Source organism: Maribacter flavus, from assembly GCF_008386635.1.
In the GTDB taxonomy this organism is placed as follows: Bacteria; Bacteroidota; Bacteroidia; order Flavobacteriales; family Flavobacteriaceae; genus Maribacter; species Maribacter flavus.
The window spans coordinates 362,301-383,187 of the sequence record NZ_VUOE01000002.1; the positions used below are offsets into that span (position 1 = coordinate 362,301).

The 20,887-nt window shown below is 43.0% G+C and carries 21 protein-coding genes; 9 read left to right on the plus strand and 12 right to left on the minus strand.

Translation table 11 applies throughout. The features are described 5' to 3' along the window. The first annotated feature begins 2 nt into the window (after window positions 1-2). Window positions 3-893 (plus strand): transglutaminase family protein, encoded by an 891-nt coding sequence (locus F0361_RS11840; protein WP_154918810.1) that lies wholly within the window; start codon window positions 3-5, stop codon window positions 891-893. Here F0361_RS11840 and F0361_RS11845 read toward each other — a convergent pair. Next, on the minus strand, window positions 890-1,774 hold the full coding sequence (locus tag F0361_RS11845; protein WP_154918811.1) for a dienelactone hydrolase family protein: 885 nt from the start codon (window positions 1,772-1,774) through the stop codon (window positions 890-892). The genes F0361_RS11840 and F0361_RS11845 overlap by 4 nt on opposite strands. 12 nt (window positions 1,775-1,786) lie before the next feature. Continuing rightward, window positions 1,787-2,653, minus strand: coding sequence for an MBL fold metallo-hydrolase (locus tag F0361_RS11850; RefSeq protein ID WP_170258001.1), 867 nt, complete (start codon window positions 2,651-2,653; stop codon window positions 1,787-1,789). A gap of 342 nt (window positions 2,654-2,995) precedes the next feature. Between F0361_RS11850 and F0361_RS11855 the strand changes: the two genes are divergently transcribed. The 4 genes from F0361_RS11855 (at window position 2,996) to F0361_RS11870 (ending at window position 7,839) form a co-directional block, all read left to right on the plus strand. Next, window positions 2,996-3,556 carry a YceI family protein gene (locus F0361_RS11855; RefSeq protein ID WP_154918812.1) on the plus strand — a complete coding sequence of 187 codons (561 nt, stop codon included), beginning with the start codon at window positions 2,996-2,998 and terminating at the stop codon, window positions 3,554-3,556. Window positions 3,557-3,790: 234 nt separating this feature from the next. Further along, entirely contained in the window at window positions 3,791-5,824 is a 2,034-nt protein-coding gene (locus F0361_RS11860; RefSeq protein ID WP_154918813.1) for a transketolase family protein, read from the plus strand. A gap of 11 nt (window positions 5,825-5,835) precedes the next feature. Then, a complete protein-coding gene (gene fsa / locus F0361_RS11865) occupies window positions 5,836-6,489 on the plus strand; it encodes a fructose-6-phosphate aldolase (RefSeq protein WP_138258523.1) in 654 nt (217 codons plus the stop codon). A 222-nt stretch (window positions 6,490-6,711) separates the two neighbouring features. Then, window positions 6,712-7,839, plus strand: coding sequence for a formylglycine-generating enzyme family protein (locus F0361_RS11870; RefSeq protein WP_154918814.1), 1,128 nt, complete (start codon window positions 6,712-6,714; stop codon window positions 7,837-7,839). Between the two features lie 6 nt (window positions 7,840-7,845). On the opposite strand, the gene F0361_RS11875 is transcribed toward F0361_RS11870, so the two are convergent. After that, window positions 7,846-8,544 (minus strand): LytR/AlgR family response regulator transcription factor, encoded by a 699-nt coding sequence (locus F0361_RS11875; RefSeq protein WP_154918815.1) that lies wholly within the window; start codon window positions 8,542-8,544, stop codon window positions 7,846-7,848. Between the two features lie 193 nt (window positions 8,545-8,737). On the opposite strand from F0361_RS11875, the gene trxB reads away from it, so the two are divergent. Continuing rightward, on the plus strand, window positions 8,738-9,721 hold the full coding sequence (gene trxB, locus F0361_RS11880) for a thioredoxin-disulfide reductase (protein ID WP_154918816.1): 984 nt from the start codon (window positions 8,738-8,740) through the stop codon (window positions 9,719-9,721). Window positions 9,722-9,789: 68 nt separating this feature from the next. Here the strand turns inward: trxB and F0361_RS11885 are convergent, their stop codons facing one another. The 8 genes from F0361_RS11885 to F0361_RS11920 form a co-directional block, all read right to left on the minus strand. Continuing rightward, window positions 9,790-10,236, minus strand: a complete 447-nt coding sequence (locus F0361_RS11885) for a hypothetical protein (RefSeq protein WP_138258519.1) — start codon at window positions 10,234-10,236, stop codon at window positions 9,790-9,792. A 112-nt stretch (window positions 10,237-10,348) separates the two neighbouring features. Then, window positions 10,349-11,398, minus strand: a complete 1,050-nt coding sequence (locus F0361_RS11890; RefSeq protein ID WP_154918817.1) for a PLP-dependent aminotransferase family protein — start codon at window positions 11,396-11,398, stop codon at window positions 10,349-10,351. Between the two features lie 5 nt (window positions 11,399-11,403). Next, window positions 11,404-12,414 (minus strand): dipeptide epimerase, encoded by a 1,011-nt coding sequence (locus tag F0361_RS11895; protein ID WP_154918818.1) that lies wholly within the window; start codon window positions 12,412-12,414, stop codon window positions 11,404-11,406. Between the two features lie 129 nt (window positions 12,415-12,543). Continuing rightward, window positions 12,544-13,275 carry a head GIN domain-containing protein gene (locus tag F0361_RS11900; RefSeq protein WP_154918819.1) on the minus strand — a complete coding sequence of 244 codons (732 nt, stop codon included), beginning with the start codon at window positions 13,273-13,275 and terminating at the stop codon, window positions 12,544-12,546. A gap of 120 nt (window positions 13,276-13,395) precedes the next feature. Further along, the gene (locus F0361_RS11905) at window positions 13,396-15,216 is read right to left on the minus strand and encodes a PspC domain-containing protein (protein WP_154918820.1); all 1,821 of its coding nucleotides are present in this window, start codon (window positions 15,214-15,216) and stop codon (window positions 13,396-13,398) included. A gap of 2 nt (window positions 15,217-15,218) precedes the next feature. Beyond that, entirely contained in the window at window positions 15,219-15,554 is a 336-nt protein-coding gene (locus F0361_RS11910) for a PadR family transcriptional regulator (protein WP_099545205.1), read from the minus strand. Window positions 15,555-15,738: 184 nt separating this feature from the next. Next, window positions 15,739-16,191, minus strand: coding sequence for a nuclear transport factor 2 family protein (locus F0361_RS11915; RefSeq protein WP_154918821.1), 453 nt, complete (start codon window positions 16,189-16,191; stop codon window positions 15,739-15,741). Beyond that, complete coding sequence (locus tag F0361_RS11920; RefSeq protein WP_138258513.1) at window positions 16,191-16,673, minus strand: DUF4870 domain-containing protein; 483 nt, start codon at window positions 16,671-16,673, stop codon at window positions 16,191-16,193. The genes F0361_RS11915 and F0361_RS11920 overlap by 1 nt, the downstream gene beginning before the upstream one ends. 194 nt (window positions 16,674-16,867) lie before the next feature. Here F0361_RS11920 and F0361_RS11925 point away from each other — a divergent pair, with 194 nt between their 5' ends. The 3 genes from F0361_RS11925 to F0361_RS11935 all read left to right on the plus strand — a co-directional run bounded on the left by F0361_RS11925 (window position 16,868) and on the right by F0361_RS11935 (window position 19,202). Beyond that, a complete protein-coding gene (locus tag F0361_RS11925) occupies window positions 16,868-17,323 on the plus strand; it encodes a DUF4442 domain-containing protein (protein ID WP_154918822.1) in 456 nt (151 codons plus the stop codon). 185 nt (window positions 17,324-17,508) lie between these two features. Then, complete coding sequence (locus F0361_RS11930) at window positions 17,509-18,306, plus strand: TIGR00266 family protein (RefSeq protein WP_138258511.1); 798 nt, start codon at window positions 17,509-17,511, stop codon at window positions 18,304-18,306. Window positions 18,307-18,548: 242 nt separating this feature from the next. Further along, window positions 18,549-19,202 (plus strand): DUF2461 domain-containing protein, encoded by a 654-nt coding sequence (locus F0361_RS11935; RefSeq protein WP_154918823.1) that lies wholly within the window; start codon window positions 18,549-18,551, stop codon window positions 19,200-19,202. Between the two features lie 3 nt (window positions 19,203-19,205). Here F0361_RS11935 and F0361_RS11940 read toward each other — a convergent pair whose 3' ends face one another. Continuing rightward, the gene (locus tag F0361_RS11940) at window positions 19,206-20,774 is read right to left on the minus strand and encodes a M81 family metallopeptidase (protein WP_154918824.1); all 1,569 of its coding nucleotides are present in this window, start codon (window positions 20,772-20,774) and stop codon (window positions 19,206-19,208) included. Between the last annotated feature and the right edge of the window lie 113 nt (window positions 20,775-20,887).

Below are 20,887 nucleotides of genomic sequence, written 5' to 3' on the forward strand. Positions count from 1 at the left end.
GCATGGTCTTTAACGTTACTCATATCACCACCTATAAATACAATGCCCCGGTCAATTACTGCCATAATATCGCCACGCTGAGGCCACGAAAATCTGACGGACAGGAATTGTTGGACTATAAAATAAACATCAGCCCCAAACCTGCTGAGATCACGGAGCGATTGGATTTTTTCGGAAATTATATAACCCGATTTTCCATACAAGCGGAGCACGATACCCTCAAGGTTATGACCAAGAGCAAGATTATTAGGCACTATGGGACCATACATGATTCGTTCTTTTCCGATGCCTGTAGAAGTATTACCATGACCCAGGCGCTCAATGCCCTGAACGAAAATGACCCTGCCACCATGGAGGCGAAACAGTTTGTACTGGAATCCATATTTATTAGGCGTACCGATAAAAATATTAGGGAATATGCGGAGCTTTCATTTCAAGCAAACCGGTCCGTTTTTGATGCCGCCCATGAGCTGATGCAACGTATTTATACCGATTTCGATTTTGTGTCCGGCTTCACCAGTATCTCTACACCGGTGGAAGAGGTCATGAAAGAAAAAAAGGGGGTCTGTCAAGATTTCGCGCAGATTGCCATCGCCTGCATACGATCAGTGGGGCTGCCTGCACGCTATGTGAGCGGGTATATTGAAACATTACCACCGCCTGGTAAGGAGAAGTTAGTGGGTGCCGATGCTTCGCATGCTTGGTTCTCCATCTTCATTCCCGGTTTTGGATGGGTTGATTTTGACCCAACGAACAACCAAATCCCCAAGGACCAGCATATTGTGGTGGGTTGGGGCAGGGATTACTATGACGTACCTCCCTTAAAAGGAGTGGTCTATGGAAGCGGAAAAAGCAAGCTTAAAGTGTCCGTAGATATTGCGAGGGTATCTTAGGACAATTTCTTTTTAAAGAACTCTATCGTTCTTTTCCAGGCCAACTCCGCTGCCTCCCGGTCATACCTTGGGGTAGTGTCGTTATGAAAGCCGTGATTGGCGTTTTCGTACATATAGGCTTCGTACTGCTTTCCATGTTCCTTAAGTGCTGCTTCATATGCAGGCCAACCTTCATTGACCCGTTTGTCCAATTCGCCAAAATGCAGTAGCAAGGGAGCATTTATTTTATCGATATCCTCCGTAGGCTGACCTCCGTAAAAGGGTACAGCGGCACCAAGGTCCGGAACCTTAACGGCCATCATATTTGAAATCCATCCGCCAAAACAAAATCCTACGACACCCACGTTGCCATTACATTCCGGATGGTTTTTGAGGTATTCGAAGGCCGCAATGAAGTCCTCCAGCATTTCGTCCCTATCCCGCTTCCGCTGCAGTTCCCTGCCATCGTCGTCATTGCCCGGATAGCCACCAAGGGGGGTAAGGGCATCTGGGGCAACGGAAATGAATCCGGCCAGTCCGGCACGTCTGCCCACATCTTCAATATGCGGATTCAGCCCCCTGTTTTCGTGAACGACTACGATACCAAGGAGTTGTTCTTTTGCATCGGCCGGTCTTGAAAGCAAGGCCTTGATGGAACCACCTCCTTTGGGCGAGTTGTAATGGATGTATTCCGATTTTAAATTGGGGTCATCGGCCTGTATCTGAATTTTTTTAACGTAATCCGGAGATATAAAACTCAACAAGGAGGATACCGTAATACCACCCACGGCATAGGTGGAAAGTTTGTCTATGAACAACCTTCTACTTACCCGGTTGTGGGCGTAATCGTCATATAGGTCAAATACCTCCTGTTTGATGTCTTCTTTTCGTAACTCTTTCATATTACTAAGTTTTTAATCGGCAGATTTATAAATGAATTCAACAATCCGGTCCGCATTGATAAAGCCTTGTCCGTGGGTTTCGTCCCATTCTTTGGAAATTCCCATTTTTTGGACCTCCTCCAAAGATTTTCCATCACTTCTAGCTGCTATGATACGTTCCTTCAAGGTAGTCAAAATATCCGTATACTCCTTTAAATCGGTCTTTGAGGAAACGGACCCATGGCCGGGTATGATTTTGGTTTCTTCATCAATAAGCTCCAAGGCCATTGTGGTGTTGGATATCAACCCATCGATGTCGCCCCCAGAACCCAAGTCAATGTAGGGGTAGCGACCGCTAAAAAAATTGTCGCCCATATGGATGACATTGTCCTGTGGAAAGTAATAATAGGTGTCACCGTCCGTGTGGGCAGGATTCACATGCATGGCGTGCACGCTTTTGCCGTTATCGAGGTATAAGGTCATTTTGTCGTTAAAGGTAACAACGGGCCACGCCTCTTGGGGTCTGGGTTCATCGGCTTCAACCATCCGCTTGCGAACGTTCTCGTGGGCAATGATCATGGCTCCGGCATTGGCCAAGTTTTCATTACCGCCCGTGTGGTCACCGTGCACATGGGTATTCAGTACGAAATTAATGGGTTTGTCCGTAATCGTTTGAACATGCGCCACAATCTTTTCGGTCAGGGGCCCAAATTGGTCGTCGATGAGATAAGCGGCATCTTCACCAATAGCCAGTCCTATATTGCCTCCGGCACCAAAAAGTACGTAAACGTTTTCGGTGAGTTTTTCCGAGGTTATGTCTACTTCACTAAAATCACGCTGTGCAAAGGTCAATGACATACAGATAAAAAATACGAAAAGGAAGGGTCTAATTTTTCTCATGGTTTACGTTGGATATAAATTTCAATTGGTCGACAATAATTTCTTTGAGGTTTTATAAAAAACAAACCCATTTACAAATACCCTAAAAGAAAATTCTATTGGACCGTAATGTGATTCATTCTTGGAATTATTCTTTACGATCGCTTCTAAAGTTATGATTTTAAAACGGTAATTCCTGTTGTGGGAGGAATTTTGTTGGTTGGATGTGGCAAGGGTTTAAAAAACTGAATACTAGTCGAATAGCATACTATTTAATTATGAAACATTTAACATATTCATATTAAACCATTCGATTTCTTTAGGGTCCTATGCATTTAACAAACAACTAAATTATAGAACATTATGAAAAACAAACTATTCCTATTAATACTTCTTTCTAGCTTGGCTGTTGGTGCCCAATCAACTTGGACCGCGGACAAGGCACACTCAAAAATTGGTTTTGCGGTTACCCACTTACTAATATCCGAGGTGGATGGCAATTTTGACGAATTCGAAATTTCCGCCACTGCAGGAGATTCGTTCATGGACCCATCCTTTGAAGTTTCTATCAATACCGCTAGTGTTGATACCGACAATGAAAGAAGGGACGGACATTTAAAAAGTGCCGACTTTTTTGACGTAGAAGCCCATCCCACAATGACTTTTAAGACAACATCCGTTGAAAAAACAGGTGATAATACCTTTAAAATGATGGGAGACCTTACCATGCACGGAGTTACAAAACCAGTTAAGCTAGAGGGAAAGGTCAACGGTGTCATTACCGATCAACGAAGTCAAAAGCTTAAGGCCGGACTCAAATTGACTGGTACGCTAGATAGGACTGAATTTGGAGTTGGTGAAGCCAGTGCTGCTATTGGCAGTGAAATCGATTTGACGATTAACTTGGAGATGGCACAACAATAACACAACATTTTGGATCAAATACTAAACCCACTTTTGTGGGTTTTTTTATGTTCAAATAGTTACACAAAAGAGACCAATGAGAATACTGGTAAAAAACCATGCTTTTTAAATGTATATATTACACATAATATTTGTTATATCTGCTATATTAATTTTAAATAGCGCTCCAAATGGGGTATATTTGGGGCGAGAAGTTTAAAAGCAACAAATAAAATTCAAACAACCTTTTAATACATGAACCAGGAAATTGATCAATTGGCAGCGGACAACATTAGGGCGCTGGCCGTAGCCATGGTAGAAAAGGCAAATTCCGGACATCCGGGCGGACCCATGGGCGGGGCTGATTTTATGCATATTCTGTACTCCGAATTCTTTAATTATGACCCTGCAGATATGCATTGGCCGTTCCGTGATCGCTTCTTCATGGATGCGGGTCACTTATCTACCTTGATGTATGCCCAATACTATTTGCTGGGAAACTATAAGAAAGAGGATATTGCCAATTTTAGACAGTGGGGTTCAGTGACTCCCGGCCACCCCGAAGTTGATGTGGCAAGAGGGGTTGAAAATACTTCAGGACCACTAGGTCAGGGACATACCATGGGCGTTGGTGCTGCTATTGCGGCCAAGTTTCTACAAGCCCGTTTTGGGGATTGGATGAACCATAAGGTATATGGATTTATTTCTGACGGTGGTGTTCAAGAGGAAATATCCCAGGGAGCTGGCCGTTTGGCAGGGCATTTGGGCTTGAACAATTTCATTATGTTCTACGATGCAAACGATGTTCAGCTATCTTCGAAGACTGATGAGGTAACCTCGGAAGATACCGCCAAGAAATACGAAGCATGGGGGTGGAAAGTGGTAACTATTGATGGTCATGACCATGACCAAATCAGAAAGGCCCTAGCCGATGCCAATGCGGAAACGGAGAAACCCACCTTAATAATTGGTAGGACCATCATGGGCAAAGGCTGTGTCACCGCTGATGGTGCGCCTTACGAAGGTCATACGGAACTGCATGGAAAACCTATTGGTGACACCGGGGCGGATTATGAAATGACCTTGAAAAACTTGGGTGCCGATGTTGAAAATCCGTTTGAGATTTTCAAGAAAGTGGCCGAGTTCTATGAGGATGTCCTTGGAAGAAAAAGAGCCGCTGCACATGCCAAGAAAAAGGAAATCGATGCCTGGAGGTCAGAAAATATCGAGCTTTCCAGTAAATTGGATGGCTTTTTTGACGGTAAGTTACCAGAACTTGATTTTGGTTCCATAGCCCAAAAGGAGGGTCAGGCTACCAGGGCTGCATCCTCGAATGTGTTGGCATATTTGGCTGAGAACGTGGAGAACATGATTGTTTCCTCTGCGGATCTGTCCAACAGCGATAAAACGGATGGTTTCCTAAAAAAGACGACCATTCTTAAAAATGGGGATTTCTCCGGAGCCTTTTTACAGGCTGGAGTAGCTGAGCTTACCATGGCCGCCGTTGCCAATGGAATTGCGTTACATGGAGGCGTTATACCCGTTGTGGCAACGTTTTTTGTTTTCTCGGATTATATGAAACCTGCCATACGTTTGAGTGCAATTCAGGAATTACCTGTCAAGTATGTTTGGACCCACGATGCCTTTAGGGTAGGGGAAGATGGTCCAACGCACCAACCCATTGAACAGGAGGCTCAAATTCGATTATTGGAAAAATTGAAGAACCACAGTCATGCGCAAAGCTTTGTGGCCTTGCGTCCGGCGGATTCGCAAGAGACCAACGTTGCTTGGAAAATGGCCATGGAGAACAAAAAGACGCCCACGGGGCTTATTTTATCCAGACAGAATATCAAGGACGTTGCTGCGCAGTCCGGTAGTCGCTATGAAGCTGCTCTTGGTGCAGAAAAAGGTGGGTATTTGGTCAAAGAATCCAAGGATCCGGATGTAATACTAATAGCCAATGGTTCCGAGGTTTCTACCTTAATGGACGCTTCCAAACTGTTGGAGGAAAAGAAAGGGCTTAGGGTGAATATAGCCTCCATACCATCCGAAGGTATTTTTAGACAACAGTCTAAGGAATACCAGGAAAAAGTGATTCCAAGCAATAAGCCCGTTTTTGGACTTACTGCAGGTTTGCCCGTAAACCTAGAAGGTTTGGCAGGGCCAAATGGCAAGGTTTTCGGACTTGACCACTTTGGATATTCCGCTCCGGCAACAGTTTTGGACGAAAAATTTGGATTTACGGGAGATCAAGTGTATACTGAGGTGATAGAATTTTTAAACAAATAAAATAACGAACGATGAAATTTTTTATAGATACGGCAAACCTCGACGAAATTAAAGAGGCCCAGGATATGGGGGTACTGGATGGGGTTACTACCAATCCCTCCTTAATGGCCAAAGAAGGCATTACAGGAAAAGAGAACATCCTTAACCACTACAAAAAAATCTGTGATTTGGTGGACGGACATGTGAGCGCGGAAGTCATTTCCACAGATTTTGACGGAATGGTCGAAGAAGGGGAGAAGTTGGCGGCCTTGAACTCGCAGATAGTGGTGAAACTGCCCATGATCGCCGATGGTGTAAAGGCCTGTAAGTATTTTTCAGATAAAGGAATCAAAACCAATGTAACGTTGGTTTTTTCTGCCGGACAGGCATTATTGGCCGCCAAAGCAGGAGCTACCTACGTTTCGCCATTCATTGGTAGGTTGGACGATATCTCCACGGACGGACTTGGACTGATTTCGGATATCCGCTTGATTTACGACAACTATGGCTTTGAAACGGAAATTTTGGCCGCATCCGTGCGTCACGTAATGCACGTTTTGGATTGTGCAAAAATAGGTGCAGATGTGATGACGGGCCCATTATCCGCTATAAAAGGACTTTTAAAGCACCCTTTAACAGATAGTGGTTTGGCCAAATTCTTGGAAGATTACAAGAAAGGAAACTAATAGTTAACACGTTTAAAATTAGGTTAATATCTTGATATTTAAACATTTTCTTTTGTAGAGGTATTTAACTTACAGCAACAAACCCCTCCATTAGGGTTTCATTGAAAATAGCATAAAAAAACACCTGGCCTGTCCAGGTGTTTTTTGTTAGGTGTAATAAGGTATTGCTATTGTCTTCCTGTGGCATAATATGTAGATTTACGGATGATTAATACATTTAGGATGCAAAAATTCTTCATAGTTTATATCCCGATAGTAATCTCACTAATTCTTTTAGGATGCAAAGAGGAGGCAAAAAAACCTGCAGATGGCCCGAAAACTGAAAATGAACCTAGTCCTATCGCCGCAACAGCGGCTAGTATACTGGTAAAGAAACCAGAAAGTATTTCCACACCGGAAGGTATGGTCTGGATACCTGGCGGGCAATTGAAACAAGGGGCCGTTCAACAGGACAAAATGGCCATGCAGCATGAGAAACCTGCCATTGATGTGTTGGTGGATGGATTTTTTATGGATGTTACAGAGGTCACCAATGCCCAATTCAAAAATTTCGTCTCCGAAACGGGATACATTACGACCGCCGAAAGAGCCATAGATTGGGAGGAGTTAAAAAAACAGGTGCCGGAGGGCACGGAGAAACCCCATGACTCGGTTCTGCAGCCCGGGGCACTTACCTTTAAAAAAACGAAAACATCTGTACCCAATCTGTATGATTTTTCACAATGGTGGAATTGGACCATTGGTGCGGATTGGAAACACCCCAATGGTCCCGGTAGTTCCATTGTAGGTAAGGACGACTATCCCGTGGTTCAGATTTCCTTTGAAGATGCCATGGCCTATTGCGAATGGGCCGGTAGACGCCTACCTACCGAGGCGGAATGGGAACTGGCAGCCAGAGCCGGACAAGTCGGAACCACCTTCTTTTGGGGCGATGATATTACGGTTCTAAAGGACCGAGCCAATACGTGGGAAGGGGAATTTCCCGTTACGAATACAAAAGCCGATGGCTTTGAATTGAGGGCTCCTGTGAAGTCCTATCCCCCCAATGATTATGGGCTATATGACATGGCCGGCAATGTTTGGGAATGGACCAGTGATTGGTATAATACAAATTATTATAAGGAGGCCAAAGCTTCGGGCATGGTTCAAAGAAATCCACAAGGTGCCAAAGCCCCGTTTACTCCAAATAACCCCTTGGCCAAGGAAAGGGTAATCAAAGGTGGTTCTTTTTTATGTAGCGCTTCCTACTGCGCAAGCTATCGCGTTTCCGCCAGGATGGGCTCCAGTATGGATTCCTCATTGGAACATACGGGATTTAGGACGGTCGCCACTGCAGCCATGCTTGAATAATCACGGTCAGTTCCAATAATTGAGCAATTTGTCCAAGGCGAGGTTATTGTTTCTGCTTATGGGTAGTCTTTTGTCCCTTACTTGAACATGGGCATGATTATACATTTCTATTTTTTCTATATTGACGATATAGGATTTATGTATTCGTAAGAATTTGTCATAGGGCAGTTTTTCCATAAAGGCCTTCATGGAAGAGAGTACGACTAACTTCTTTTCTTGAGTGACAATCTTTATATAGTCTCCCAAGGCCTCCACCCAAAGAATGTTCTTGGGTTTTAGCCGAACTTCCTTTAAATTGCATCGAACCAATATACTGTTTTCATCAGTTTCAATTTCCTTAGAAAGGTTGATGTTCGTAATAACCTTATGTATTGCTTTGTTAAATCGTTCTAAGGAAAATGGTTTTAATAAATAATCATTTACATTAAAATCGAAGGCCCTTATGGCATAGTTTGGATTTGCTGAGGTTACAATGGTGGAAAAGTCACCATTAAGATGTTCCAAAACTTCAAATCCGTTGATATCCGGTAGTTCTAGATCAAGAAACAGCAGGTTTATCGGGTTAAGTTTCAAAAAATCCCTTGCCTCTTTACCGTTTCTAAAGGATTTTATTAGTTCAAGGTGGGGATTCAAATCAATATTTTTTTCCAATATCTTGAGATGGGTTTTAGAATCCTCCACTACAGCACAATGCAGTGTTTTCATAATAGCTTCAAATAGGTTTCTGCCTTATATACGGGGTTTTTTCAACTAGGTTCACTTTTTTATTTTAAGGTTTCGTTCAATCCATGTTTTCATCCTTGGGAACAATTGTAGCCTGTGAAAACTTTTGATAACTTAGGTGTAAGGTTTTTGTCCAAAAACTTACTTTTGTAGAACTAAATGAAAGCGTATTATTATGTCGGATGCAATAGAGCGAGTTAAAACATTAATTATAGGTTCCGGTCCTGCGGGATACACAGCCGCCATCTATGCGGCAAGGGCCGACCTAAAGCCGGTTTTGTATACAGGTATGGAGCCGGGCGGACAACTTACCACGACCACGGAGGTGGACAACTTCCCCGGATATCCAGAAGGAATAGACGGACCTTCCATGATGGTGCAGTTACAGCAGCAGGCGGAGCGTTTTGGAACGGAAGTACGCATTGGGATGGTTACCAAGGCGGAATTCGGAAAAAAAGAGGGCGATATCCACAAAATTACCGTGGACAATGATAAGATAATCGAGGCGGAGACCGTAATAATCTCCACCGGGGCTTCGGCCAAATATCTAAACATTCCAAGTGAACAGAGATTACGCGGCGGCGGAGTTTCCGCCTGTGCCGTTTGTGACGGATTTTTCTATAAGGGACAGGACGTCGCTATTGTGGGTGCAGGGGATACCGCTGCAGAAGAAGCCTCATATTTGGCAAATATCTGTAACAAAGTGACCATGTTGGTGCGTAAGGACTACATGAGGGCTTCAAAGGCCATGCAGCACAGGGTGCAGAGCCTTAAGAACATCGAAATAAAATACAATACGGAAGTGGACGAGGTACTGGGAGACCAAGTGGTGGAAGGACTTAGAATGGTGAACAACCAAACCGGGGAAAAGGAGGAGATTGCCATCACCGGTCTGTTCATTGCCATTGGGCACAAGCCCAACACGGATATTTTCAAGGGTCAATTGGATATGGACGAAACGGGCTATATCATTACCAAGGGCAAATCAACCAAAACCAATGTTCCCGGGGTTTTTGCCTCCGGAGACGCCCAGGACAAGGAGTATAGACAGGCCGTTACCGCGGCGGGTACGGGATGTATGGCGGCCCTGGATGCGGAACGTTACCTGGCCACTATTGGTTCCGTAGCTGAGACCGTAGCGGACAACTATAATATTTGAGAATCATTTAAACTAAATAGAAAAGCGCCATGAATGGCGCTTTTTTGTTCCATAAAAATGCCGCTTTTCTAATCGATTCGTTTATAATTTTCGGCATAAATTCTATTGCCGTTATCGTCCAAGGTAATCTGGCTGTAATTGTTTTCGTCCAACACCAGTTCAAACTTAAAGACTTTCACGGTGTCCTGAACCTTCATCATTTCTGCGGAGGCAAACTCCAAACGCTCTTCCAACTCGTCTTCAGTATTGGTATAGGACCCATATCCAAACCATTCTACTGGATCGTCAGGTGAGTAGCGAGTCCACATTACTTTGCCTTTACTGTAGATTTTTACTTGCCGATATCCATTTACGTTTTGTAAGGTGTCCGAAACACCTTGTTCATCATAATTATATCGGTTGATTAGCTCCCAAGTCCCTTCCAGGGAATTTGGTGTTTGCAGTTTTGTGGAAGCAATACTGGTAAGGGTAACCAATATAAACATCAAAAAAACCGACCCAATTAATTTTTTCATGGCCAAATTATTTAATGATTATTAATACCATAAAAGATACAAATAATATTAATAATTTAACAAAATTTATATATAATAATTACAAAATATTCATTAATGTTTTATCTGGATTCTACTGTTTAAATGAATTTAAGGTATTTACAAGCAACTCGATATCTGAAGAGCGGTGCGAGGCAGAAAGTACAATACGGCTCATATTGTCTGAAGCATCATCGGGATAATTGAAGTTGGTAATCACCATCTTTTGCATTTCAAGGAATTCCACCAACTTCGGATTTAGAAAGGTAAATGTTGGGTGCCCATCCATGTACCTAAAATGCTTCAGCGATTCCAACTTCTCCAAAAATCGGGCTAGATTTTCCTGCAGTATTGTTCGTCTTTCATAATAGATGGGCGTTGCTTCCAAAAAGGTGGCCACCGCGGCAGGACTTGCCGGACTTGCCCCGCCATAAAACGAACTGTTTTCCATTTGTAGCAAGTCTTCCTTGTTTCCAAAAATAGCGCCCGCTTGTATCCCAAACCCCTTTCCCAAGGAGCAACATACAAATAGTTTTTTAGGGTTCAACGCCTCCAAAGAACGATAGACACCGCTCCCGTTATTTCCAATAATACCAATGCCATGGGAATCGTCCGCCACGATGACTATATCTTTTAGGGGAAGTATTTTCAAACTTTCAAAATTGGGAAAACCACCACCTGAAAAATCAATGGCGTCCATGAAAAGTACCGGTGTTTTGGCGTTGGGTTCATTCAGGTAATTTCGCAGCGCTATGTTCAAGCTGGCATAGGTTACATAGTTCTTGACCTTGTTCCTGAAAAGTGCAGAGTGGGTATTGGGTGCAAAAAAGGGCTTGTAGGATTTATTGTGGATATAATCCGATAAAAACTGTCCCGCCAAATAACCGGATGATTGTGTTATACAGGCTTCACTGCCCACCAAATCTGCAAGATAGTCCTCTGCCAGTGCAAATACCGAAAACCGGACGTTGGATTTTCTGGAAGCACTATAATTGGTGCCGTATTTCCGGATATTTTTGATAAATAGATCCTGAAAGGGTTCATAGTCTTGGAGCCCCAAATAGGATGTCCCGCCAAAGTACAGGTATTTTTCATCCGCTACCGTAATCTGTCTTCCTGGAAATGAATCGATGTACAAGGCCATGAAGCTTATAATAGGGTTATACCGCTACCGGCCAATTCCGGAAAAATGACCTTTCCGTTCTCCTGTATCTCCACGCCCTTGGCAATATCTTCCTTTAAAAGCATTGCTCCGTCCATATCCACGTAATCCAATTGTGGTAATAACTGTGCAATGGCCGAAATACCAACGGAAGATTCCGTCATACATCCTACCATGACTTTTAGTCCCAATTCTTTACCCTTTTTAATCATGCGCAGGGCAGGAGTGAGGCCTCCACACTTAGTGAGCTTAATATTGATTCCATTAAAATGTAAGGCACATTTTTCCACATCGGTTTCCAAAATGCAACTTTCATCGGCAATAACGGGTAGGACACTATGATGTGCTACTTTTTCCATACCCTCCCAATCATCGGCCTTTAAGGGCTGTTCCAGAAATTCCACGCCAAGTTCCTTCAGCACCGGGGCATTTGCTATGGTTTTCTTGGCCGTCCAAGCACAATTGGCGTCTATCCTAAAAACGGCATCGGTATGTTTTCGTAGCTCCCGTACGATGGCGACATCGTCCTGTGTTCCCAACTTGATTTTATAGATGGGCCAAGGCATTTCCTTCATTTTGGCCACCATATCCACCACGGGCGCTATACCAATGGTGTAATTGGTAAGTGGGTAACGGTCGTTTTGTGTCCCCCAAAGTTCGTATAAAGGCTTGCCCCTTAATTTTCCATAAAGGTCATGGGCTGCCAGATCCATGGCACAAAGCGCAAAATTGGAAAGGCCCCTTGCCCTTAGAAATCCATGGAAGGCCTCTGGATTTTGAAAATCATATGCCGCCACCTCTTTTCGAACGGCTTCTATTTCGGCCATCATGCTCTCTATGGTAATTTTATAGTACGGATTGCTCGTGGCCTCCCCAAACCCTGTATGTCCGTTTAAGCTAAGAGACACAATCAAGGTATCCTGAAAATCATGGGATTCCCTAGAAATGCTGAAGGTGTGCCGCAGGGCAAGGATGTGTTTTTGAAGCTGTATCTGCATGGGTCAAATCTTTACACGAAGATGCAAAAGACCAATCAGGTTTCCAAGACCAAATTGGGAGAAATACAAAGAAAAACCCACTGATTTTTCAGTGGGTCCGTTGGTTGATTGATTGATGAAAGACAGTTTCTAATACTTATGTACACTTCCGGAAACCGATTTGTTCTTTTTCACCGTTGGGTCGCCTTTATAGGATATATTGCCTCCACTACTGGCATCCGCCGTAAGAAGGTCGGACACGTTCACGCTGATGTTGGAACCGCTGCTGGCTTCGGCACGGCATTCTTCGGAAATCAAGTCCTTCGCCTTAATATTCGCACCGCTGCTGCCGTCTACATACACTTGCTTGGCGTTTCCTGTAATTTCAATATTGGCGCCACTGCTTGCATCTATGTCCATGTGATTGGCGTTCACCTCTATATTCAAAATGGAACCGCTACTGGAATCTACATTGATATGGTCTCCATTAATTAGGTTTTGGGATGTTAGCTGGGCCCCGCTGGAGCTTTCCAAGGAAGTGATCTCCGGTAGGGAAACAAAAACTTTTTTGGTAGCCCTTCCAATGTTCTCAATAGCGTGGATTTTTAATTTTCCGTTGCGAATATCCGTACCGATGAGGTCGATAATATTTTCGTCACCTTCTACTGAAATGCTAAAGTCCGATGCCTGGGTAACATAGACCTGTATACCTTCCGAAGCATGGACCTCATTGAAATCCTCCGTTACTTCCCTGGATTCTTCCACTACTACGCCGTTCCCGGCCTTGCCAGACCCAAAGTCCCCAAAGTTTATGTCGAAGCCACAGGAGCTAAGAAATAGTGCAAGTACGAATGCGATGGTTACTCTAACTAGTGTTGTCATGATTGTTGTTTTTTAGGTTGTTGCTTTTTTGATTGATGTAAAATTGATGTTTTGTATTCTTTTTAGTAAATGATTGCTACCGATCTGTCGTTTTCTCTTTCTGAACTGTAATCTTTGAAATTAATTCTTGGAAATGGTCTTTCGCATCGTAGTATCACCGTCCTGTGCCTGTATCTCTATCTTGCTTTCATTTGCATCGATGTTGATATCCACTTTTTCTTCGTCGTTGTCCTTCGCATTGATACGGACCCCGTTTTCATCGATTTTCATTTTAAATGATTCCCCATCGGTATCATTGATGTTGATATCGATGCCATCTTCATTGATACGCACCCTGTTGTTGGAGCCTTCGTCAAATTCCATATCGGCGGGGCAATCAAGGCAACGTAGTTCGTTATCGTTTTCCATTTGCCAAGTATAGCCGTCCAAGTCGTTCGTATCTCGATCTGTATCGGCACGCATGACCCAACTGCGACCTTCCCCGCGATTATAGGTAAGAACGGTTCCCACGGGAACAAAAAGATTTACCCGTACTTCTTGGTCATTGAACTTACTATCTCCCGGTATTTGCAGATAGTTGTCCAAAACTAGGCTATTGCCGGACACGGTGTAATCATAATCGATGGCTTCAGCAGTTTCCTTGGCCTTTGCAAATGAGGGGCCGTTGGCTTCCCGCCGCACCTCGATCCTAAAAATGGTATCGGTAGATTTACGAATCCTGAACCGAACGTTTTCGGATACCAAAATCCGCTCTCCATTGTCATCGTGGGTGATAATCATATTTCCCATATGCATTTTACGGTCCCGGTCATAGTCGAACGTGGCCAGGCGTATGTCCAAGGTGTCCAGGGTATTTTCAAAATAGATTTCCCGTTCTGAGGTATCGCTACCGGAATAGGCATGCGATGCCGCTTCCCTAACACCAAAGATTATCAATACGATGATGGAGATCAACCAAAGGCCCAAGAGACTGAATTTGGCAATGTTCCCGATGGACTTCAGGTTTTTGACCAAAATCTTCAACCCTAAATACAGCAGGAAAAAGAACGGGATTCCAATGGCGAAAAAGGCCAATAGGGATACCAACCAGATGGGCATATTGCTGGAGTTGACCACATTGTAGAAGTCTATGCCCGGTACGTTCACCATGTCCATTACCCCCACGGAAATCAATCCTACGAACAGCCCTATCAAGGTAGAAGCCCCTATGATAATCAATAAGATTCCTATGAATTTTCCAAAAATCTTGAATAGGAACATAATAATGTCCCCAAGGGTATCAAAGAATGTTTTGCCTCCTTTTTTGACGGTATTGCCCACTTTTTCGTAGTCAACACTTTTTACACGATCCGCAACGTCCTCAAAACCCTCCTTTACTTTTCGCTCAATATTGCTGATATTCACAGCTTCACCCCGCATATCCAGTTTTTGTGCCGTGGTAGTCGCTTCTGGTATCAATATCCATAGAAGTCCATAGAGTAGGATAAAGCCTCCGCCGGAACCTATGGTCAAAAAGACCCAAAGGATTCGTATCCATAACGGATCTATTCCCAAGTAATGGGCCAGACCCGAGGATACCCCTGCTACATATTTTTGTTCGGTATCACGGTACAGCTTTTTTACACGTGGGGCCGGACCCGTAGTTTTGGACTTTGGTTCGTCCTCAAAAATGTCCTCGTCCACCACATAATCTTCGGGCTGACCCATAATGGCGATTACCTCGTCCACCTGCTTTTGGGTGATTACCTGTCTTTCGTTCTCCAATTTTTCGTAGAAAAGTTCTGCGATCCTGGCCTCTATATCGGCTAAAATTTCATCGCTTCCCGGCGTATTGGCAAAGGAGCGTTTTACACTCTCCAAATACCTACGCATTTTGTTGTACGCATCCTCGTCTATATGGAATAGCGTATTCGCTAGATTTATATTTACTGTCTTGTTCATTGTTAGCTGTTTTTTGTGTTGGTTACCAGATTGGTGGCTTTTCTCAATTCATCCCAGGTGGTGTCCAGTTCCTTTAGGAAAAGTTTACCGGTCTCCGTTAGGGTATAATATTTTCTTGGTGGTCCGGATGTGGATTCTTCCCAACGATAGTTGAGTAGCCCGGCATTTTTTAACCTTGTCAATAGCGGGTAAATGGTTCCTTCCACCACCAGCATTTTGGCATCTTTTAGCGTATCCAGGATTTCCGAGGCGTACTTGTCTTGTCCGTTTAAAATGGACAGGATACAGTACTCCAAGACTCCCTTACGCATCTGCGCTTTTGTATTTTCTACATTCATAATGTCTTTTTCTTTTTTATGCGGCCACCTACCAAGTGGAGATTGCTCTGTCCGCGTTGTTGTGGTCTGCATGGGTTAACGGTTCGTTTTTTTCCCGATAGCTATCGGGAGATGAAAAAACATCCTTGATTGATTTTTGATTGATTCATAAACTCCTATGGGTGTGATGAGTACCCTGATTATTTTAATGTAAACTTATTACTCTGTGCATTAGCCAATGGTCGTCCGTCTTTTTCCAAATGGTTATAAACTTCGATGGTTTTGATTCTGCGTCCGGTTCTTCTTTATTAAAAAAAGTGTGCATTCCTATCTGAACTGCCCCAAAATCGTTTATGGCATGGACCTCTACACTATCCTCGACCAGGGATCTGGTTATCTTCCCACAAATATTGTTTTCAATACTTTTTAAAATTGCTTTTTTGTCCGTTGCCAAACCGCCTTTATCATGATAGAATTCCAAGTCTTCGTCAAAAATGGCCGTCTGTGTTTCCATATCACATGTATTATAAGCGGTGAAGTAGGTGTTGTCCAATTCCAGAATGGTTCTATACAGTTCAGAATCCTTTGAAACCTGCCCAAATGCCATGCTTGTAAAAAAGGCAACGATGCTATATATGATTATTTTCAAAAGATTCATTATTTTATGAATTTAATAGTTATGGGATACTGAAAAGTTTGTCCCTCATTGGTTCTGATGGTTGCCAATATGGTATAGACAATGTTCACTACGAATAATGCGCCCTGTAATAGTCCTGTAATTCCAACAGGTACCAACCAAGTACCAAACCTAAAATCGTCACTATCCAAGTGAAAGTTAAGATTGTTCCATTTGTTTAAATGCCCGAAACCAAAAAAATCGAAATCGAAGATGTTTGGAAAAAAGCCTATGAAAAAGGGAATACTAATAATTCCCAAAACAATGGAATAGAGTAGGAGGCTAATCTGAAAATTCAAGGCCTGTTTTCCATTATGGTCCACAAAGTCATATTCCTTTTTGTTGGCTGTCCATAATATCAATGGCACAATAAAATTCCCAAAAGGGATAAAGAATTTGGAAAACGTACTCGCATGTATCAATGCGGAGAGGTTTCTTTCGTGTTTTGATAGTGATTCGGTCATGGTTCGTTCTTTAATTTGATACTATTTTAAGTTACTAGGTTTTATAAGAATATATTGATTGCATAATAACTTACAATGCAAATATATAGTTAAAAGATGGTACTATGCAACACATAGTACTTAAAATTAACTTTTTATTAACATTTTAGGATATTGATTTTTATCGATATTTTTAGAAAATAAACAGAACAACAATGGCCGTAAGCATCCGTAAATTCAATACGTTCACCTTTTTTAAGTTACCTTCTGCCTGGTGGTGTGGCATACGTTTAAAATATTTGGACCAGCAGAAGGCCGTAGTGACGGTTACGCATAGATGGTTCAATCAAAATCCCTTTAATTCCATGTTTTGGGCAGTGCAGGGTATGGCCGCAGAACTCTCCACAGGGGCCATGATGATCGATCAGATTAATGCCACGGGCAAAAAAATTTCCATGCTAGTGGCCAACAACAACGCCAATTTCTCCAAAAAGGCCACTGGAAAAATCACATTTACATGTGAGGATGGGATACTCATCAAAGAAGCTTTGGAGAAAACGATCGCTACGGGAGAAGGACAAACGGTCTGGATGAAATCGGTTGGTGTGAATACCGATGGGGTAGTGGTGAGTACTTTTAATTTTGAGTGGACGGTAAAGTTGAAGCAATAGAATTAAAGCTTCTTGTTTTATAATCCATGTCGTTAGTTGAAAAATTTCCACAAAACTATTTTAATAATGTTCTGATAGAATTCAATATAGAATCTTCTGTAACAAATTTTTCAAATTAACAACCAATAACTATCAAGAAAAAACAAAGATTCCCGACTTCACGGGAAATAAAAAAATTACAAACTATGAACGCACACGAAATAGATTACGAGATTTTTGGGGAAGAAATGCAATATGTGGAGATAGAGCTAGATCCGCAAGAGGCCGTCGTAGCCGAAGCCGGTAGCTTTATGATGATGGACACCGATATTAAGATGAATACCATTTTTGGGGACGGTAGCAACCAGGATAATAGCGTATTGGGTAAAATATTTTCGGCAGGTAAGCGCATGCTAACGGGTGAAAGCCTTTTTATGACCGCCTTCCTAAATATAGGTCAAGGTAAAAAGAAGGTGAGCTTTGCCTCTCCCTATCCCGGTAAAATTGTGCCCATCGACTTATCTGAACTGGGCGGCAGGTTCATTTGTCAAAAAGATGCCTTTTTATGTGCAGCTAAAGGCGTCTCTGTCGGAATTGAATTCTCAAAACGATTGGGCCGCGGGCTCTTTGGGGGTGAAGGTTTCATTATGCAAAAATTGGAGGGCGACGGTATGACCTTCGTACATGCAGGGGGGACCTTGGCCAAAAAGACGTTGGGTCCCGGTGAGGTTTTAAAAGTCGATACCGGTTGTATCGTTGGGTTTACCAAGGATGTGGACTATGATATTGAATTTATCGGTGGGATACGAAATACCATTTTTGGCGGGGAAGGACTCTTTTTTGCTACCCTTAGGGGTCCGGGTACCGTATACATCCAATCCTTACCTTTCAGCCGACTGGCAGGTCGGGTATTGGCAGCAATCCCGCGAGGTGGCAAGGACAAGGGCGAAGGCAGTATCCTTGGTTCCTTAGGGGATTTGTTGGACGGGGATAACCGATTTTAAAGTTCAAATACAAGCTCAAGAATCAAGTTCAAATTCAGTAAAAAGTTCAAGTTTTTTAGTTCAGAGTGCTGAGTGCAGAGTGCTGAGTAGTTTGTTTAGGCAGTTGGCAGTTGGCAGTTGGCAGTTGGCAGTAAACAATTATCAATTAGCAATAAATAGATATAAATTCAAGAATAGCGATCAGCGTATTGCGCACAGCGTAAGTCCAAAATACAAACAACCAACAACGAACAACGAAACAAGTGGATTTCAAAAACTTAATTACTTTTCTACAAGAACTCAACAAAAACAACAATAAGGAATGGATGGATGCCAATAGAAAGTGGTATCACCAAGTTCGGAATGAATTCGTTGGATGGCTTGATGAACTGAACGATAATCTTCTACGGCAGTATGATGATTATTATGATACGCCAGGTAAAAAGGGAATCAACCGTATCAATAATAATTTACTATATCATCCAAACCGACCCATTTATAAGGACCATTTTGGTGCCGGTTTGGATAAAAGGCCCAACACGGGCGATTTTTATATCGAAATTGGGATGGAGGAATCCATGTTCGCCGGAGGGTTATGGCGACCGGACCCCAAGAGATTGGCCAGCATTAGGGATGCCATCGACTATAATGGAGAAGAATTGGTCGACATTTTGGAAAAGCCTTCTTTTAAAAATGCCTTTGGAGGTTTGATAGAAGACGTAAAACTCACAAGGCCTCCCAAAGGTTTTTCTGAGGACCATCCCCATATCGATTTAATCAAACAAAAGACCTTTGCCGTGATGGCAAAATTTGATAATACCTTGCTGTTTCAAGATAATTTTAACGAAAAGGTTTTCGGTGTCTATAAGGAAATGCTTCCCTTTCGAACATATCTTAACAAGGCCATTACCGTTTAAATGCTATTCGTTGGAGGCCGGAATTAATCTTGCACTTAAATCCGGCGTTTCCATATCCGCATCCAAGGGAAACATGGGACGTTTGATATTTTTATACCCCAATCGTTCTAAATCCTGGTCCACGCCACCAGGTGTCAAGGCCATAATCCAATCACCCCGCATATCATATAGTTCAGGAACCAGATAACCTATCTTTACTACGATAATGTCGGTCTCCATAGGGTTTAGGCCCAAATTGGTGAAATCACTTTTATGATGATAGGGTTTTCTTTTTTTAGTAACAATCACATGTACGCTTCCTACCTTGACCACAACTTCCACTTCAGCATCCCGGTCTCCCTCTTTTATTGATTCGATTGTTCCGGTGATTTCCAGGGGTGGGGCAAATCGGTCATCCACTTCTGCTCCGGCGGTTGCACTTATTTTACCGCCAACGCCTACTTCCAGAGCTTTTTCCACCAATTGTGGCCCAGGAATAGAGGCATATATAATGGAAGGATCATTTTCGGATTTAAATTCGGGCCGATTTAAAATCTGTTGCAAGGTCCATGTTACGTCACCTGCACCACCGGCCGTGGGATTATCACCCATGTCACTGATCATAAAAGGTTTTTTTTCACTCTTAAGTGCCAATGCCAAACTTTCTTCCAGCGTACCCACAGGGGCTACAAATTCAAACTCGTTCCGAACTTCCCAAAAGGCATTTGCCAGCTTTTCAGCTCCTTGGGTCACCCTTTCTTTATCATCCCCTGTGACCATAACTACCGCATGGTTTCGTGGTTCATCTGCCCAGGCATATCCGATCCAGATAGCCGCATCTATGACGCCCTCTTGGTCCGCGACTTCTGGAACTTTCGCATATAGACTTTTACCAGGTTCGATGCGGGTGCTTGTTTTTTCCCCTGGCAGTAAAATAGGAACGGGAATCCAAGCTTTATAGGCGGGTTTTCCTTTACCGTTTTCCAATCGTTCTAACAACAGGCGAACCGAACGTTCCTTGGACTCTAGGGCATCTTCATGAGGTGCCATTCTATAGCAAGTGATAAGGTCACTCTGTTTGGCCAAAGTTTCCGAAACATTACCGTGTAAATCCATGGAGGTTGAAATTAAAACGTCAGGGCCAACTACCTCTCGGATACGTGTAATTAAGTCACCCTCGGCATCCTCCATGCCAACAACGCTCATGGCGCCATGAATATCGAACCAAACACCGTCATAAGGCATGCCCTCTTTCAACATTCTCACCGTTTTTTCTACCATGGATTCATAGGCCTCCCGCGTCACAATGCCTCCGGGAAGTGATTTTCCCAAGAGGGTAGGAACCCATTCCGCCCGCTTTCGAATATCGGTTTCAGCATCAAAAAAATGATATCTGCCAAAAATGGAATCCCCTATTTTGGCATGAAAGGCGGCTTCCCCCGTTTGGGCCGGGGAAAAGGTGCTGGATTCAATGCCAATACCGGCAATAGCGATTTTTGGCAGCTCCTTTTGTACTGTTTTCTTTTCGGATTGGTTTTTGCACCCTATAAAGCTAAAAAGGGAAAGGACAAATAAGAGGACAATTTTTTTCATATGGGAATCTTAAGTTTCATTAAAAATACCACTTATTTTCTTTTTTGCCGTATGCAGTTTTATTGTCATATTCCTGATTAATCCTATCTTTATTGGGTTAACTTATATTTTTT

Excerpts from the sequence above, each read along its gene's own strand:
- F0361_RS11840 (WP_154918810.1), top strand. The coding sequence starts at position 3 with ATGGTCTTTAACGTTACTCATATCACCACCTATAAATACAATGCCCCG.
- F0361_RS11845 (WP_154918811.1), bottom strand. The coding sequence starts at position 1,774 with ATGAAAGAGTTACGAAAAGAAGACATCAAACAGGAGGTATTTGACCTA.
- F0361_RS11850 (WP_170258001.1), bottom strand. The coding sequence starts at position 2,653 with ATGAGAAAAATTAGACCCTTCCTTTTCGTATTTTTTATCTGTATGTCA.
- F0361_RS11855 (WP_154918812.1), top strand. The coding sequence starts at position 2,996 with ATGAAAAACAAACTATTCCTATTAATACTTCTTTCTAGCTTGGCTGTT.
- F0361_RS11860 (WP_154918813.1), top strand. The coding sequence starts at position 3,791 with ATGAACCAGGAAATTGATCAATTGGCAGCGGACAACATTAGGGCGCTG.
- fsa (WP_138258523.1), top strand. The coding sequence starts at position 5,836 with ATGAAATTTTTTATAGATACGGCAAACCTCGACGAAATTAAAGAGGCC.
- F0361_RS11870 (WP_154918814.1), top strand. The coding sequence starts at position 6,712 with ATGCAAAAATTCTTCATAGTTTATATCCCGATAGTAATCTCACTAATT.
- F0361_RS11875 (WP_154918815.1), bottom strand. The coding sequence starts at position 8,544 with ATGAAAACACTGCATTGTGCTGTAGTGGAGGATTCTAAAACCCATCTC.
- trxB (WP_154918816.1), top strand. The coding sequence starts at position 8,738 with ATGTCGGATGCAATAGAGCGAGTTAAAACATTAATTATAGGTTCCGGT.
- F0361_RS11885 (WP_138258519.1), bottom strand. The coding sequence starts at position 10,236 with ATGAAAAAATTAATTGGGTCGGTTTTTTTGATGTTTATATTGGTTACC.
- F0361_RS11890 (WP_154918817.1), bottom strand. The coding sequence starts at position 11,398 with ATGGCCTTGTACATCGATTCATTTCCAGGAAGACAGATTACGGTAGCG.
- F0361_RS11895 (WP_154918818.1), bottom strand. The coding sequence starts at position 12,414 with ATGCAGATACAGCTTCAAAAACACATCCTTGCCCTGCGGCACACCTTC.
- F0361_RS11900 (WP_154918819.1), bottom strand. The coding sequence starts at position 13,275 with ATGACAACACTAGTTAGAGTAACCATCGCATTCGTACTTGCACTATTT.
- F0361_RS11905 (WP_154918820.1), bottom strand. The coding sequence starts at position 15,216 with ATGAACAAGACAGTAAATATAAATCTAGCGAATACGCTATTCCATATA.
- F0361_RS11910 (WP_099545205.1), bottom strand. The coding sequence starts at position 15,554 with ATGAATGTAGAAAATACAAAAGCGCAGATGCGTAAGGGAGTCTTGGAG.
- F0361_RS11915 (WP_154918821.1), bottom strand. The coding sequence starts at position 16,191 with ATGAATCTTTTGAAAATAATCATATATAGCATCGTTGCCTTTTTTACA.
- F0361_RS11920 (WP_138258513.1), bottom strand. The coding sequence starts at position 16,673 with ATGACCGAATCACTATCAAAACACGAAAGAAACCTCTCCGCATTGATA.
- F0361_RS11925 (WP_154918822.1), top strand. The coding sequence starts at position 16,868 with ATGGCCGTAAGCATCCGTAAATTCAATACGTTCACCTTTTTTAAGTTA.
- F0361_RS11930 (WP_138258511.1), top strand. The coding sequence starts at position 17,509 with ATGAACGCACACGAAATAGATTACGAGATTTTTGGGGAAGAAATGCAA.
- F0361_RS11940 (WP_154918824.1), bottom strand. The coding sequence starts at position 20,774 with ATGAAAAAAATTGTCCTCTTATTTGTCCTTTCCCTTTTTAGCTTTATA.